Consider the following 13,364-nt stretch of genomic DNA (forward strand, 5'->3'; position numbering starts at 1 on the left):
CTCAGGAGCTTTCCCGCACCACCAGTTCGAACCCCAGATCCACTTGGCTCTGGGTCGGCTGCTCGTCGAGCAGCGCCAGGAGCATCTGCGCCGCGCGCTGGCCGACCGACTCGCGCGGGGTACGGATCGAGGTCAGGCGCGGGATCATGTGCGCCGACCCGGGCAGGTCGTTGAAGCCGACCAGCGACACCTGCTGCGGCACGCTGATACCCAGGCGCAATGCCTCGAGTGCCGCGCCCTGGGCCAGGTCGTCGTTGCAGAAGAACACGCCATCCACGTCCGGATGCTGCGCCAGCAAGCGGGCGAACAGCTCGCAACCCAGGCCGATGGAAGACGGTCGAGGCGACATCAGGTGCAGGGCCGGATCGTCCAGCCCCGCGTCGGCGAGCACCTGGCGAAAACCGCTGCCGCGCTGCAGCACACGCGGATCGAGCTGCGCGGCGATGTAAGCCAGGCGCCTGCGGCCACGGCCCAGCAGATGGCGCGCCGCTGCGGCACCGGCCTGCTGCTGCGAAAAGCCCACGCAATGCGCCTGCTCGCTGGCATCGAGTTCCATCATGTGTACACAGGGAATCGCGCTGTCGGTCAGCAGCTGGCGTGACACCGAGGTGTGATCCAGGCCAGTGAGCAGGATGCCGCGCGGCCGGTTGACCATGTAATTGCGCAGCAGCTTCTCTTCTTCCTGCGGATCGTAGTGGTAGTTGCCGATCACCACTTCCAGGCCGCGAGGGCGCAAGACGTTCTGGATGGCTTCCAGCGTCTCGATGAACAACTGGTTGGACAGTGACGGCACCAGCACCACCACCGTCGGGCTGCTCGACGAAGCCAGCGCACGGGCTGCGGGATTGGCCACATAGCCCAGTCGCTGTGCGGCGGCGCGAACCTTGTCGACCAGCTCCGGGGCCACCGTGGCGATACCGCGTAATGCCCTGGAAGCCGTGATGGGGGAAACGCCGGCCTGTTGTGCCACTTCATTGAGGGTCGGGCGGCCGGTAGAGCGGGAACCAATACGTGCCATGCGTTGCCAACTGAACGGAGGGGGTTGCCAGGGAAATGGGCCAAGCACTAAGGTAGCGCTGTCCCATTCCTGCTGGCAATGTCTGCCTGACCCGGCTTGCCACGCCCATCGAGTGATGGCGACCCGCGACCCCAATACAACGACAAGAGCTGAAGCACCGCAGCAGACTTTGTTCAAACCGGCAAAGACAGCGCTGTCTTCAGAAAAGGTGGCAACAGTGAACAAGGCTTCAACGAACATATCCGCCCTGGTGGTGATGGGCGTCTCCGGCTGCGGCAAGAGCGAAGTCGGCAGCCAGATCGCCCGTCATACCGGCAGCCGCCTGATCGAAGGCGACGCATTCCACCCACCGGCCAATATCGAAAAGATGAGCGCCGGCATTCCCCTCGACGACACCGACCGCGCCGGCTGGCTGACCCGCCTGGGTGAAGAACTGGCCGCCGCCGTGGCGCGCGGTGAACGACCGATACTGGCCTGCTCGGCGCTCAAACGCAGTTATCGACAACTCCTGCGCGACGCGGTACCCGAGCTGGGTTTCGTGTTCCTTGAACTGCCGGTGGAGGTCGCCCGGCAACGTTGCGCCAGCCGCCAGGGGCATTTCATGCCGGCCAGCCTGGTGGACAGCCAGTTCGCCACCCTGGAGCCGCCTCATGATGAACCGCGAACGCTGTGCGTGGACGCCACCCTGACTCTCGATACGCTTGGCCGCAAGGCGGTCGAGTGGTGGCGGGCGCACTGGCCGCAGTAAAGCGCTGCCCGTGAAAGACAGCGCTATCTTTTAGTGAACATCCGCTTCGGCGGTCGCTCCATAGAACAATGACAATTGGAGAATACCCATGTTCGGTTTGACCCATGAGACCTACCTGCTGCTCGACGCCCTGGTCACTGTCGTCGGCCTGGTTCTGCTGATCACCCAATTCAAGGTGCACCCTTTCATCGCCCTGACCGTGGCAGCCGGCTTCCTTGGCCTGACCTCCGGCATGCCGGTGGAAAAAGTCATGAAGTCCTTCCAGGACGGCTTCGGCGGCGTGCTGGGCTTCGTCGGCATCATCCTCGGGCTGGGCACCATGCTCGGCAAGCTGATGGCCGACTCCGGCGGCGCCGACCAGATCGCCCAGACCCTGATCCGTACCTTCGGTAAACAGAGGGTGCACTGGGCGATGATGTTTTCCGCCTTTCTGGTGGGCATCCCGCTGTTCTTCGAAATCGGCTTCGTGCTGCTGATTCCGCTGGTCTACATCGTCGCCCGACGCACCGGTATTTCCATCATCCGCATCGGCATCCCACTGTTGGCGGGCCTCTCGGCGGTACATGGCCTGGTCCCTCCGCATCCAGGCCCGCTGCTGGCCATTGGCGTGTTCGGTGCCGACATCGGCAAGACCATCTTCTACGGTCTTCTGGTCGCCCTGCCGACGGCGATCATCGCCGGGCCGCTGTACGGCATGTGGATCTCCAAGCGCATTCCCGGCAGTCCTTCGGCCGAGCTGATGGCGCAGATCGGCAAGGAGTCCACGGCGCAGAACCTGCCCGGTTTCGGCATCACCCTGGTGACCATCCTGCTGCCCGTGGTGCTGATGCTGCTCAAGACCTTCGCCGACGTAGTGCTGCCTGAAGGTAGCCTGTTCCGAACCTGGATGGACTTCATCGGCCACCCGATCACCGCGCTGCTCGCGGCCCTGCTCCTGGCGTTCTACACCTTTGGTGCAGCCCGCGGCTTCGATCGTGGGCAGATCATGAAACTGCTCGACCAGAGCCTGACCCCGGTCGCAGCCATCGTGCTGATCGTCGGTGCCGGCGGCGGCTTCAAGCAGATGCTGGTGGCCAGCGGCGTGGGTGACGTGATCGGCCATATGGCCGTACAGGCGCAGCTCAACCCCATCCTGCTGGCCTGGCTGGTCGCCGCAGTGATCCGCATCGCCACCGGCTCGGCCACCGTGGCGACCATCACCGGCGCCGGCATCGTCGCCCCGGTGGTGGGGCTGATTCCGGGGGTCAATCGCGAACTGCTGGTACTGGCGACGGGTGCCGGCTCGCTGATTCTTTCTCATGTCAACGACGCCGGGTTCTGGCTGGTCAAGCAGTACTTCAACATGACTGTCACCGAAACCTTCAAGACCTGGACCGTGATGGAAACCATCCTGTCGGTGGTCGGCATCATCTTCATCATGCTGCTGTCGATCGTGGTCTGAGCGCATCCCCCTCTCGTGCGGTCTGACACGCCGCACGAGCCTGCCGCGCCAGGTTGATTCGCCCCAGCCTCGCCAGACAGCGCGCCTGCGCCTTCCAGCCAATCCCCCGCCCTTCTTGCCCCACGCTTTCCTACAGCGCCTTACTCGCTTTCATTTGAAATATGAGAAAGCTAAGGCAATGCTTCCAGAATCCGCCTACTCTCTGGATCAGCAAGGGACTACTTTTTGAAGCAGAACGTCCTACACGCAACTAAAACGGGTTTATCAGGTCAATGAGGATCCAATCGAGTCTTTTTCAGCCTTTTGCCAGTAAATACGGGCATTTGCGCGACAAAACGGGCAGAATTGGCAAGCTCGTCACGTGTTGATGCAAATCAAGGTGACAGAAACATGAACCGAGGGAATTAAATTCACCGCTGCAACGTCGTATCGATGGAAGCATTTTGATGCACTCGGCAACAATCACCACGCAAAGGCACATGCCAGCCTCTTGAAAGAGGCGTCAAGAGAGGCCATCAAGGAAAAGATTATGTTGATACTCACCCGCAAAGTAGGCGAAAGCATAAACATCGGTGACGACATCACCGTCACCATTCTTGGTGTTCAAGGGCTGCAAGTCCGCCTGGGCATCAACGCCCCAAAGAATGTTTCCGTGCATCGCGAAGAAATCTACAAGCGTATCCAGGCAGAACTGGCGCCCAACCAGAACTCCCAATAATTCCTGCTGCCCCTCGATTCGTGCGGCCCCACCTTTGCCCAGGGCCGTCCCACGGCGCCCTTCGCGGCGCCGTTTTCATTGTCGCCTCCATTGGTCATTCCACCTGAACGCCAAGCCGCGCGGTTCAGTCCACTTCCCGTGCCCGCCCCGAAATAAGCAGTGAGCCGAGCATTCCATCCGCCAAGAACACGGAGAATGACCATGGCAACTCCACAATACGGGGCGTCGGGCGGTGATGACCGCACCACCGGCGCGCCTCTCGAAGATCATTTCGACGATACCCCCTCTACTGGCAGCGAGGCCGACGGCCTGGCCCAGTATGTCGATGAACTGGCCCAAAGCATCGCGCAGCTGGCCGACGACCTGCGCGGGCAGAACGCCGACCAGGCGCTGCAGCAGGCGGGCAACCTGGCCAGAGACAACCCGGCCAAACTGCTGCTGGCCAGCCTGGCGCTGGGCTTCGGGCTTTCCCGGGTCTTCGCCGGCGACCGTCAGGCCGACCCGTTCGCCCAAGCCGAGCCGAGCAACTTCGGCGTAGCACCCGCGCCAGGTCTGAACGGACACCCCGATGAAGCCGCGCAAGGCATGCAAGGAGCCTGACCATGAGCGATATTCCACAAAAGCCCGGCACCGACGGCGATGCCTCGGTCATCGGGCTGGTCGGGCAGTTGTTCCACGAGGTGCCGCTGCTGGTCGCCAAGGAGATCGCGCTGGCCAAGGCCGAGTTGCGCGAGTCGCTGCAGTCGGCGCGTCAAGGGGCCAGGACCATGGCCGCCGGCCTGATGTTCATGCAGGCCAGTCTGGTCATCCTGCTGTTGGTGATCGTGCAGATTCTCGCCTGGTTCGTGGCGGTCTGGCTGGCCGCCCTGATTGTCGGGGTCGCTGCGCTGATCGCCGGCATGCTCATGCTCAAGGCCGGCAACCGTCGCCTGGATGCCGCCAACCTGACGCCTGAGCGCACCGCCCAGGCACTCAACAAGGACAAGGACGTGATCAGGAGAAAAGCATCATGACTAGCAATGACCGCTCCGACAGCCCTGAGCAATTGCAGCGCGAAGTCGACGAGCAGCGCTCCAGCATCGACCAGATAGTCGATGCTCTGGAGAAGAAGATGTCCCCTGGACAATGGGTGGATCAGACCCTCGCCTATGTACGCGACAACGGCGGAGAGTTCGCCGGCAACCTGGGCAGCAGCGTACGCCGCAACCCCTTGCCAGCCGTACTGATGTCGGTGAGCCTGGCCTGGTTGATGCTGGGCCAGCAACGCAGTGGCGCCACTACGCCGCAGTCGGGCGACGGGGCGTCCGGCGGCCTGGACGGCCTGAAGGACAAGCTGCAGGACACCGCCTCGACCCTGAAGGACAAGGCCGGTCGCCTGGGCGACCTGAAGCTGGGCGAACAAGGCCAGCGCCTGCAGCTCGGGCTTTCCAGCCTGGTGCACCAGCAGCCTCTGGTGCTGGCGGGCGTAGCCCTGGCCCTGGGCGCGGCCATCGGCCAGAACCTGCCGCCGGTGGAACGGCAATGGTCCAGGCCGGCGCAGGGACATTCGGCGCCGGGCAGCGTACCTTCGGCATCGGGTACGGCACCTTCAACCTCGGGCACCGCACCTTCAACCTCGGGCACCACCCTCTGAGCGAAGCAGCGGCCTTGCCGGCAAGGCCGCTGCCGACCGGTCACTGCAGCCCGTGCAGTCGCTCGACGATCCGGTCCTTGACCAGCAGACGATGCTCCTTGAGCTTTTTCAGGGCTTCATCACCTATGCCACCCGCCACGCCCTTCTCGGCCTCCAGCACCTCGGAATCGGCCTGCTGGTAATCATCGAGCAACTGCTGCAGACGCGTATCGCTCCTGCCATGTGCCAGCACTTCTTCCTTGCTCAGGTGCAAGTCCGCGAACAGATCATGTTTGACAGGCATGGATCGGGCCTCCATCGGGAATAGGAAACAGCTAAGGCGCTGCTCGAATGGCGAGCAACGCCGGGTGTACTGCACCCTAATGGTAGCAGCGCCCCACCAATAGGCTGTTTGTGCCCAGCCAGCGCGACGCCCGAACAAAAAAACGCACGGGCCAGCCGTGCGTAAAGGAGGGGACTGCCGGGAGAAATGGCCTCAGGCTTCGCGGCTCAAACCGGGCAACAGCAGCCGCATGTTTTCATCCAGGGTCTGTACCAGCGAATGGCGCGCCGACACCGGCTGGCGGGTGAAGCGCTGCAGGCGCGCCTGCACGGCCTGGATCACCGCCAGGCTGGCATCATGGTGAAATTGCCATACGCCATAGATGCGTCCTTCGAAGGACGCCTCGCTGCCCAGTTTGGGGTCCGCCGCCAGGCCTGCGCCGATACCGAACAAGTACAGTCCATCGAGCCGCCGCCCATCCTGGTCCAGCGGGCAGCCTTGGGCGTCCGAATCCAGCCCGCCATGCGCCTGACGCAAATGGATCGGCGTAGCGTCTTCGTGCCGCAGGGTCGGCAGCACCGGCTGGTAACCCGTGCACTGGATCACCGCACCTGATTCGGCCAGCCATTGTGCAGCGTGGTTGCCCGCCTCGACGCCGCCATCCTGCAGCTGTACGCGGCAGATCTTCACACCGGTCTTGCCGACCCGCTGGTTGAGCAGCACTTCGCGACCGATCTCCTGGGCCCGGTAGCGCAACCCGCCAGAGCGATTGATACGCCCCGACACCGGACATACATCCTGCTGCGGGTCGAAACGATAGTTCGCATCGCGAGCCTGCTCGGCGCTCTCATAGAACAGGCGGATCGGCGTGCGATGGATCAGCGTCAGTTCCTGCAAACCGCCGAACTCCAGGGCATCGGCAAGGTTCTCCAACACCGAAAAGGCACTGTGCGAACCGCCCACCACCGTGACACGCTGCCCGGCATCGACGACCGGCATCAATTGCTCACGAATCTGCACCGCGCTCATGCGCAACAGGTCGTCAGAGCCAATGACACGAGCGCCGGGCGGCACTTGCAGGCGGTATTGCGCCAGCGCGTCGAACAGCTGCCCGGGTTCCTGGCGGCCTCCCAGGTTGAGCACCAGGGCACGGCAATGGATACGCCGCTCGAAGCCCGCGGTGTCGACCTGCAAGCACAAGCCGCCCGGTTGCCAGGTGACGGCGGTGAGCGTCGTGCTGTGCCAGATCCTCACCCCGTAGCGCTGGACGATATGGCGCAGCACCAGGCGATGGGCCTCGCTCATCAACTCACCGACCTCCGCCAGCGGTGGCGCGCTGTCCGCCTGCCGACGGATGCGCCAATAGGCCGGCGAATACTCCAGAGGCTCGAAAATTGCCGCCAGGCGGGGGTCGCGCAGGCAATCGATGAACACATCGCCCACCGAATTGGCGGTGATGCGGTACTGCCCCAGGCTGCCGATGCCCGCTTCGGGCGCTGCATCGATGACCATCAGCCCCTGGCTGGCCATCTGTTCGAGGGCGCCGGTCTTCAGGGCATTGAACAGGAAACCCATGCCTGCCAAGCCGGCGCCGCCCACCACGCAGCCACACTCAATGTGTAAATGATCTTCGAACATGATTTGGCTTCCTTGACCTGCTGTTGGAACGGCATGTGGCAACGCCTGCCTCGATTATTGAAATAAGCGGACATATTCAGGCGTGCAGGAAAGTGCAAGTTGAATAAGCGAATGAATGCGTTTGTTCATTAAAAACAACAGCGCATGAAACGCGCACCTGAGCGGAGCACCACGTTGATTGAAAGGCCGCGAGCGGCACACCCTTGAATAAGGCCGGGCGACAAAAAAGCTGATGATCGGACAGGCTACCGCCCGCTTCTGACAAGAAGCCGACGCGGAGGATCAAAGAATAGGTAAAGGCGTGTTACGAAGGGAATAAGCGCACTGACAGCAATAATGTTTGCAAAGGTTTTCAACGCTGTCAAACCCGCTCGGCAGGCACTGAAAAGCGCGTTGAAACGCCATAAAAGGCAGAACGTCGGCAAACCCCGCAGAACACCTGCAATTGGGGCAATTTTCTTCCAGCGATGGACGCTGCTTGATTCTTTCAATCGGCCTGGCACGAGGTGTCGGCTATTTGACGATCCGCAGCCGACACCGCTGTGCCGGCCGCTTCAGTTGGCGTATCAGGCCAGGCGGGAGTAAACCTGAGGCTGCGCGACACTGACCAGTTCGTCCCGCAGTTCAGCAACCAGATTGGAGATGTCCCGGCTGGAATTCAGACGCTCCAGGGAAATACCGGTGACCAACAGGTCGACCCGGCCAGTGCGAGGCTCGGCGATCTGTACGGTCATGGATTGGTCCGGGGCGATGGTACAGGTGCAATTGAGAGGCAGGAACGCCCCTTCTACGATGCTGCGTAGTTCGAGCGTAGAAAGTCCACAAGCGATCATTGGCTATCTCCTTATTTGCAAGCGCAACTATGCGATCCCGCGTGCGCCCACGCTTATTGGTGACTTGAGTAATTAAGCAAGCACTCCGCCTGCTCAAGGAATACCACCAGAAAACCGGTGATCTCCACCCCTTATACGCGTGACAACTACAGCAGGCAATCGACTTCAGACGTAACGGGCCGCTCGTCACCCGTTATCCGACGCAGGGCAATGAAAAAACGATTCACTGAATATTTAAAACAATTGATCTCGATCAAATGAATAACGTTTGTTAATTATTGAACCTACTTTGTGAGGTTTTGTACGTACAGTTGACGGGCAAAGCCCAGGCCTGGCAAAAACCGGCAAGCAGGCCCCGTCGCCTGTGTGTCAATGAGCATTCGGACCCAGTTGGTGATCCGGCCTGTCCTCGCAGCACGGCCGAGCGCAGACACTTTTCGCACACTGCCTGATGTCATGCGGCACTGCCAGAGCAGGCCGCCTACGCCTCAGCTTTCGGGACGCTCCAGGCGCAGGTGAATCAGCGCCACAGCCTGGCCCTGTTTGTCACGCCGCTCCTCGATAGCGAAGGGGCGCAGGCCGATGCGTGAGTAGAACAGCAGGCCGGTGACGTTGTGGTTGAAGCACGACGCGGTCAGTTCGCGGGCTTCGTGCTTGTCGAAGGCGATCTCGGCCATGCAGCCGATCAGGTAGCGACCCACACCCTTGCTGCGCGAGTCGGCGGAAATGATCACGTTGCCCAAGGTGCAGCGCCCACGGAAATCGCACCGGACGAAATTCGCATAGCCCACCACTTCGCCCTGCATTTCGATCACCGTAGGATCGGAGCGCTGCTCCAGCGACTCGGCCAGTTGCGCCGGGGTGAAGGGATAACTCGCCCGTGGAAACATGTGGAACAGTTCATCCGGGGTGCGCGGCAACGCGCAGACAGCGGCAAAGTCTTTCTCTTCCAGGGGGCGGTAAAGCAGCATCGGGCATTGACCTCTTGAGAAGTGGAGAGCACACAATAGCCTGCAAGCAACGTACCAGCTGGCATCATGACCTTCCGCCCTGCCACATCGAGCCTCGTGCCCTGCTTGACTTCAGTACAGCAGGCCCCCACCGCGCGGACACGACGCGTCATCGGATCGCCCTGCCCGGCTGTCGATGCCCGGCGACAGGACCAGCCCATGCCGCGAGCGACCATTCAGACGTAGGCGAACTGGCCGCCGAGCAATATCCTGTAACCGAACTGTCTGGCAGCGTCTGTAATGCCGGGGTATGAACGGCGTCTATGTCATTTTGGTTACCGGATTTCCCAATGTCTTCTCCCAAACCTGCGCGCCGCGGCCTGCGTCGGCTGACCTGGACGCTGATGGCGATGTTCGCCGTGGGCCTGCCGGTCGGCTGCTCGGTGCTGGAGCGCAAGGAACGCGAACTGGTGTTCCGCATCGAACCGGGCACCGCCAGCTGGTACGGCGGCCTGCCGGCAGGTGTCCAGGAACTCGACCTCAAGCCACCCAGCCTGGCCGCCGGACAGAATATCCACGCCTGGTGGTGGCCGGCACCGCGCAAGGACGCCCCCGCGGTGCTGTATCTGCACGGCTCACGCTGGAACCTTACCGGCCAGCTGTTCCGTATCGAGCAACTGCGCAGCCTGGGCTTTTCGGTACTGGCCATCGACTACCGGGGTTTCGGCCAGAGCAAGGGCGAGCTGCCGTCGGAGAAAAGCGTCTATGAAGATGCGCGTATCGCCTGGGAACGCCTCAAGCTGCTGCAACCCGACCCTGCCCGGCGGCTGATCTACGGTCACTCCCTGGGCGGCGCGGTGGCCGTGGACCTGGCCGCCGAGCTGGGCCGCGACGCCGATGGCGACCCGCAGCAACTGCAGGCGCGCGGGCTGGTGATCGAGTCGACCTTCACCAACCTCGCCGATGTGGCCAGTTCCATCGCCAGCAGCTACACCTCGCTGCCGGTACGCTGGCTGCTGTCGCAGAAGTTCGACTCCGAAGGCAAGATCGCCGACATCGGCATGCCCGTGCTGATCGTGCATGGCACCGACGACCGCTACGTCCCGCCGCGCTTCAGCGAAGCGCTGTACCAGGCCGCCGCCGAACCCAAGACCCTGTTGCTGGTGCCCGGCGGCACGCACAACAACAGCATGCGCCTGGGCCGCCAGGCTTATAGCCAGGCCCTGCAGACACTGCTCAAGACACCAGCGCCCAGCGAACAGGCCCGCCAGGCGGCGCACAAATCCGCTCAGCCGGGTTGATCAGGCTCATACTGGAAAATCGCCTCGATGGGCAGGTCGAACAGCCTGGACATCTGGAAGGCCAGCGGCAGGCTGGGGTCGTAGCGGCCGTTCTCGATGGCATTGATGGTTTGTCGGGAGACCGCCAGGCGGCTGGCGAGATCCTCCTGGGACCACTGGCGCTCGGCCCGCAACGCCTTGAGCCGGTTGTTCAACGGTAGCGCCTTGCGGCGATCAGCAAGCCCAGCATCCACATCACCGCCATCAATGGCCAGACCACGAAGAGCGACAGTTTCGGCAGCCCGGCGATTTCCAGAAAGCCGTAGCTGAAAGTCAGCAGCGCGCTGGCCGCGAAGGCGAAGCCCAGCGCTTCGAACTGAATGCGCAGCTGCAGTTCATCCAGGCGGCGCAGCTGGCGGACCACTGCCCAACACAACAGCAGGCCAGGCAACATCGGCGCCAGGCTGATTGCCGCTCGTGCTGCCGCTGACAGGTCAGCCCGCGCCAACGCCGCCAGGCTCAGGATCAACACGGCGACATAAGCCACCAAGGCAGCGGCGAATTCACGCAGATAGCGATTCATGGGACCTCTCTCGAAATGGAAAGCATGCTTTACATGTTGCAACGAAGCCCGCCGGCATGTAAAGCAAACTTTCCTTCTGCTCAGTTGCGTTCGAGCATTTCGTAGATCCGGCTGGCAAACGCTTCCATGGCGAACGGCTTGGTCATGATCCACATACCCGGCTCAAGATGACCGTTGCCAATCACCGCGTTCTCGGCATAGCCGGTGATGAACAGCACTTTCAGCTCAGGGCGCAGGCGTCGCGCGGCATCGGCCAGCTGCCGACCGTTCATGCCACCGGGCAAGCCCACGTCGGTGACCAGCAGGTCGACCGGCTTGTCGCCCTCGAGAATGCGCAGCGCGCTGGCGCCATCCACCGCTTCGATCACCGCGTAGCCACGCTCTTCGAGCACTTCGCTGACCAGCATGCGGATGGTCGGCTCATCGTCGACGATCATCACCCGGCACACGGCCGGCGCGCAGGCGCCCGGACTCTCGGCATCCAGTACCTGCGGCTCTTCGGCAGCCTGGTAATGGCGCGGCAGGTACAGGCACAGCGTGGTGCCCTGCTCGAGTTCCGAATAGATACGCACCTGGCCACCGGACTGGCGCACGAAGCCATACACCATCGATAGCCCCAGCCCGGTGCCCTGCCCCAGCGGCTTGGTGGTGAAGAAGGGATCGAAGGCCCGGGACATGACCTCCGGGGTCATGCCGGTGCCGGTATCGGTCACGCACAGCGACAGGTACTGACCCGGCGACAGGTCGCGCACCCGCGCCTCGCGCTCATCGATCCACTTGTTGGCCGTCTCGATGGTGATCCGTCCGCCCAGTGGCATGGCATCGCGGGCGTTGACGCACAGGTTGAGCAAGGCGCTTTCCAACTGCGGTGCGTCGATGAACGTCGACCACAGGCCGATGGCGGTGACCACCTCGACGGTGATGTGCGGGCCGACCGAACGGCGAATCAATTCTTCCATGCCGGCCACCAGGCGGTTGACGTCCACCGGCTTGGGGTCCAGGGTCTGGCGGCGCGAGAACGCCAGCAGGCGGTGCGTCAGGGAAGCGGCTCGCCGCGAAGCATCCTGGGCCGCTGCGGCATAGCGATCAATGCCGTCGAAACGCCCCTGGCTCAGACGCGCGCGCAGCAGCTCCAGCGAGCCGTTGATACCGGTCAGCAGGTTGTTGAAGTCATGCGCGATGCCCCCGGTCAGCTGCCCGACGGCTTCCATCTTCTGCGCCTGACGCAGGGCCTCCTCGGCCTGCTTGAGTCGTTCCTGCTCACGCAGTCGGTCGCTGATGTCGTAGGCGAACATGTAGGCGCCGATCACCTGGCCATCGGTCCCGCGCAAGGTGCGGTAGCGGATCTCGTAGAAGCGCGATGGCGCGCCGCTGGTCTGGAAATCGGTAACCTCGATGAATTCCTCGCCGCCCAAGGCGCGATCCCACAACCTGCGGACGTGCTCGCGGGTATCGGGCAAGTGATCCAGGGCATCGAGCACACTCTGCCCGACCCGCGGTTGCACACCGAACAGTTGTTCGCACTCGGTGATCGCCATGACGTTGAACGCCAGCCAGCGGTACTGGGGGTCGATGACATGAATACGAGCATCGGTTCCATCGACCACGTCAGCCAGCACGTTGCGTTCAGCCACGGCCTCACGCACACGGCTTTCCAGAGTCTCGTTGAGCTGCTGCAGGGCCAGTTCGGCACGCTTGCGCTGGGTGATGTCCTGGAACAGCACCGCCACCTGCTTGCGGCTGGCCGGCTCGATGCGAAAGGCCGCCAGGGCCAGGTAACGCCCGGTGGCCACCAGCTCGCGCTCGAACCGGATCGGTACGCCGCTGCGCAGCACCTCGCCGTACAGCTCGATCCAGCCATCGGCCTCGGCACCGACCATCTCGCGAACCTTCTTGCCGACCACGTTGGGAATCCCGGCATGGTTGGCGTAGGCAGCATTGGCCTCGACATGCACATAGTCGCTCAGCGGACCATGCGGACCATCGAAGAACTCGATGATGCAGAAGCCTTCGTCCATGGTGTCGAACAGGAAGCGGTAGCGCTCCTGGGACAGCGCCAGGGCCGTCTCGGCCTGCAGGTCACGCACCGCCAGCTGCTGGCGCAAGCATGCATTCTCGGCCTCAAGGCGCTGCAGTTGGTCATGCAAGGGGTTCATCTGATGATCGGTCACGGCTCGAAGTCCCGATAGGAAGGGGCGCTGTGGCGACACGTACGACGGCCACGGCACGCAGCGAGAATATCCCTGCGCAGCCACAGACC

15 protein-coding genes are annotated in these 13,364 nt (G+C 62.8%); 7 read left to right on the plus strand and 8 right to left on the minus strand.

Annotated features, from left to right (window positions below; all coding sequences use genetic code 11):
• Position 1: 1 nt before the first annotated feature.
• Positions 2-1,018, minus strand: coding sequence for a LacI family DNA-binding transcriptional regulator (locus RRX38_RS07715; RefSeq protein WP_295476857.1), 1,017 nt, complete (start codon positions 1,016-1,018; stop codon positions 2-4).
• Positions 1,019-1,274: 256 nt separating this feature from the next.
• Here RRX38_RS07715 and RRX38_RS07720 point away from each other — a divergent pair, with 256 nt between their 5' ends.
• The 6 genes from RRX38_RS07720 (at position 1,275) to RRX38_RS07745 (ending at position 5,558) form a co-directional block, all read left to right on the plus strand.
• Positions 1,275-1,766, plus strand: a complete 492-nt coding sequence (locus RRX38_RS07720) for a gluconokinase (protein ID WP_295476982.1) — start codon at positions 1,275-1,277, stop codon at positions 1,764-1,766.
• Positions 1,767-1,854: 88 nt separating this feature from the next.
• Positions 1,855-3,207: a GntP family permease gene (locus tag RRX38_RS07725; protein WP_295476855.1), complete on the plus strand. Its 1,353-nt coding sequence runs from the start codon at positions 1,855-1,857 to the stop codon at positions 3,205-3,207.
• 529 nt (positions 3,208-3,736) lie between these two features.
• On the plus strand, positions 3,737-3,925 hold the full coding sequence (gene csrA, locus RRX38_RS07730; protein ID WP_045489705.1) for a carbon storage regulator CsrA: 189 nt from the start codon (positions 3,737-3,739) through the stop codon (positions 3,923-3,925).
• A gap of 201 nt (positions 3,926-4,126) precedes the next feature.
• A complete protein-coding gene (locus RRX38_RS07735; RefSeq protein ID WP_295476852.1) occupies positions 4,127-4,525 on the plus strand; it encodes a hypothetical protein in 399 nt (132 codons plus the stop codon).
• A 2-nt stretch (positions 4,526-4,527) separates the two neighbouring features.
• Complete coding sequence (locus RRX38_RS07740) at positions 4,528-4,938, plus strand: phage holin family protein (RefSeq protein WP_315962128.1); 411 nt, start codon at positions 4,528-4,530, stop codon at positions 4,936-4,938.
• Complete coding sequence (locus tag RRX38_RS07745; protein WP_295476848.1) at positions 4,935-5,558, plus strand: DUF3618 domain-containing protein; 624 nt, start codon at positions 4,935-4,937, stop codon at positions 5,556-5,558. The genes RRX38_RS07740 and RRX38_RS07745 overlap by 4 nt, the downstream gene beginning before the upstream one ends.
• Positions 5,559-5,598: 40 nt before the next feature.
• Here RRX38_RS07745 and RRX38_RS07750 read toward each other — a convergent pair whose 3' ends face one another.
• The 4 genes from RRX38_RS07750 to RRX38_RS07765 all read right to left on the minus strand — a co-directional run bounded on the left by RRX38_RS07750 (position 5,599) and on the right by RRX38_RS07765 (position 9,262).
• A complete protein-coding gene (locus RRX38_RS07750) occupies positions 5,599-5,841 on the minus strand; it encodes a DUF465 domain-containing protein (RefSeq protein ID WP_295476846.1) in 243 nt (80 codons plus the stop codon).
• A gap of 192 nt (positions 5,842-6,033) precedes the next feature.
• Positions 6,034-7,458, minus strand: a complete 1,425-nt coding sequence (locus RRX38_RS07755; protein ID WP_315962129.1) for a pyridine nucleotide-disulfide oxidoreductase — start codon at positions 7,456-7,458, stop codon at positions 6,034-6,036.
• Positions 7,459-8,024: 566 nt separating this feature from the next.
• Complete coding sequence (locus RRX38_RS07760; RefSeq protein WP_295476842.1) at positions 8,025-8,291, minus strand: DUF1652 domain-containing protein; 267 nt, start codon at positions 8,289-8,291, stop codon at positions 8,025-8,027.
• Between the two features lie 488 nt (positions 8,292-8,779).
• A complete protein-coding gene (locus RRX38_RS07765) occupies positions 8,780-9,262 on the minus strand; it encodes a GNAT family N-acetyltransferase (RefSeq protein ID WP_295476840.1) in 483 nt (160 codons plus the stop codon).
• A gap of 329 nt (positions 9,263-9,591) precedes the next feature.
• Here RRX38_RS07765 and RRX38_RS07770 point away from each other — a divergent pair, with 329 nt between their 5' ends.
• Positions 9,592-10,542: an alpha/beta hydrolase gene (locus RRX38_RS07770; RefSeq protein ID WP_410524875.1), complete on the plus strand. Its 951-nt coding sequence runs from the start codon at positions 9,592-9,594 to the stop codon at positions 10,540-10,542.
• On the opposite strand, the gene RRX38_RS07775 is transcribed toward RRX38_RS07770, so the two are convergent.
• The 3 genes from RRX38_RS07775 to RRX38_RS07785 form a co-directional block, all read right to left on the minus strand.
• Positions 10,530-10,736 (minus strand): helix-turn-helix transcriptional regulator, encoded by a 207-nt coding sequence (locus tag RRX38_RS07775; protein ID WP_315962130.1) that lies wholly within the window; start codon positions 10,734-10,736, stop codon positions 10,530-10,532. The genes RRX38_RS07770 and RRX38_RS07775 overlap by 13 nt on opposite strands.
• Positions 10,733-11,104 (minus strand): hypothetical protein, encoded by a 372-nt coding sequence (locus RRX38_RS07780; protein WP_295476836.1) that lies wholly within the window; start codon positions 11,102-11,104, stop codon positions 10,733-10,735. The genes RRX38_RS07775 and RRX38_RS07780 overlap by 4 nt, the downstream gene beginning before the upstream one ends.
• 80 nt (positions 11,105-11,184) lie before the next feature.
• Positions 11,185-13,122, minus strand: coding sequence for an ATP-binding protein (locus RRX38_RS07785; protein ID WP_315962644.1), 1,938 nt, complete (start codon positions 13,120-13,122; stop codon positions 11,185-11,187).
• Positions 13,123-13,364: the final 242 nt, after the last annotated feature.

Source organism: Pseudomonas sp. DTU_2021_1001937_2_SI_NGA_ILE_001, assembly GCF_032463525.1.
Classification (GTDB): Bacteria; Pseudomonadota; Gammaproteobacteria; order Pseudomonadales; family Pseudomonadaceae; genus Aquipseudomonas.

What these genes read in the sequence shown, in the direction of transcription:
- RRX38_RS07715 (WP_295476857.1), bottom strand. Translation starts at nt 1,018, where the DNA reads ATGGCACGTATTGGTTCCCGCTCTACCGGCCGCCCGACCCTCAATGAA.
- RRX38_RS07720 (WP_295476982.1), top strand. Translation starts at nt 1,275, where the DNA reads ATGGGCGTCTCCGGCTGCGGCAAGAGCGAAGTCGGCAGCCAGATCGCC.
- RRX38_RS07725 (WP_295476855.1), top strand. Translation starts at nt 1,855, where the DNA reads ATGTTCGGTTTGACCCATGAGACCTACCTGCTGCTCGACGCCCTGGTC.
- csrA (WP_045489705.1), top strand. Translation starts at nt 3,737, where the DNA reads ATGTTGATACTCACCCGCAAAGTAGGCGAAAGCATAAACATCGGTGAC.
- RRX38_RS07735 (WP_295476852.1), top strand. Translation starts at nt 4,127, where the DNA reads ATGGCAACTCCACAATACGGGGCGTCGGGCGGTGATGACCGCACCACC.
- RRX38_RS07740 (WP_315962128.1), top strand. Translation starts at nt 4,528, where the DNA reads ATGAGCGATATTCCACAAAAGCCCGGCACCGACGGCGATGCCTCGGTC.
- RRX38_RS07745 (WP_295476848.1), top strand. Translation starts at nt 4,935, where the DNA reads ATGACTAGCAATGACCGCTCCGACAGCCCTGAGCAATTGCAGCGCGAA.
- RRX38_RS07750 (WP_295476846.1), bottom strand. Translation starts at nt 5,841, where the DNA reads ATGCCTGTCAAACATGATCTGTTCGCGGACTTGCACCTGAGCAAGGAA.
- RRX38_RS07755 (WP_315962129.1), bottom strand. Translation starts at nt 7,458, where the DNA reads ATGTTCGAAGATCATTTACACATTGAGTGTGGCTGCGTGGTGGGCGGC.
- RRX38_RS07760 (WP_295476842.1), bottom strand. Translation starts at nt 8,291, where the DNA reads ATGATCGCTTGTGGACTTTCTACGCTCGAACTACGCAGCATCGTAGAA.
- RRX38_RS07765 (WP_295476840.1), bottom strand. Translation starts at nt 9,262, where the DNA reads ATGCTGCTTTACCGCCCCCTGGAAGAGAAAGACTTTGCCGCTGTCTGC.
- RRX38_RS07770 (WP_410524875.1), top strand. Translation starts at nt 9,592, where the DNA reads ATGTCTTCTCCCAAACCTGCGCGCCGCGGCCTGCGTCGGCTGACCTGG.
- RRX38_RS07780 (WP_295476836.1), bottom strand. Translation starts at nt 11,104, where the DNA reads ATGAATCGCTATCTGCGTGAATTCGCCGCTGCCTTGGTGGCTTATGTC.
- RRX38_RS07785 (WP_315962644.1), bottom strand. Translation starts at nt 13,122, where the DNA reads ATGGACGAAGGCTTCTGCATCATCGAGTTCTTCGATGGTCCGCATGGT.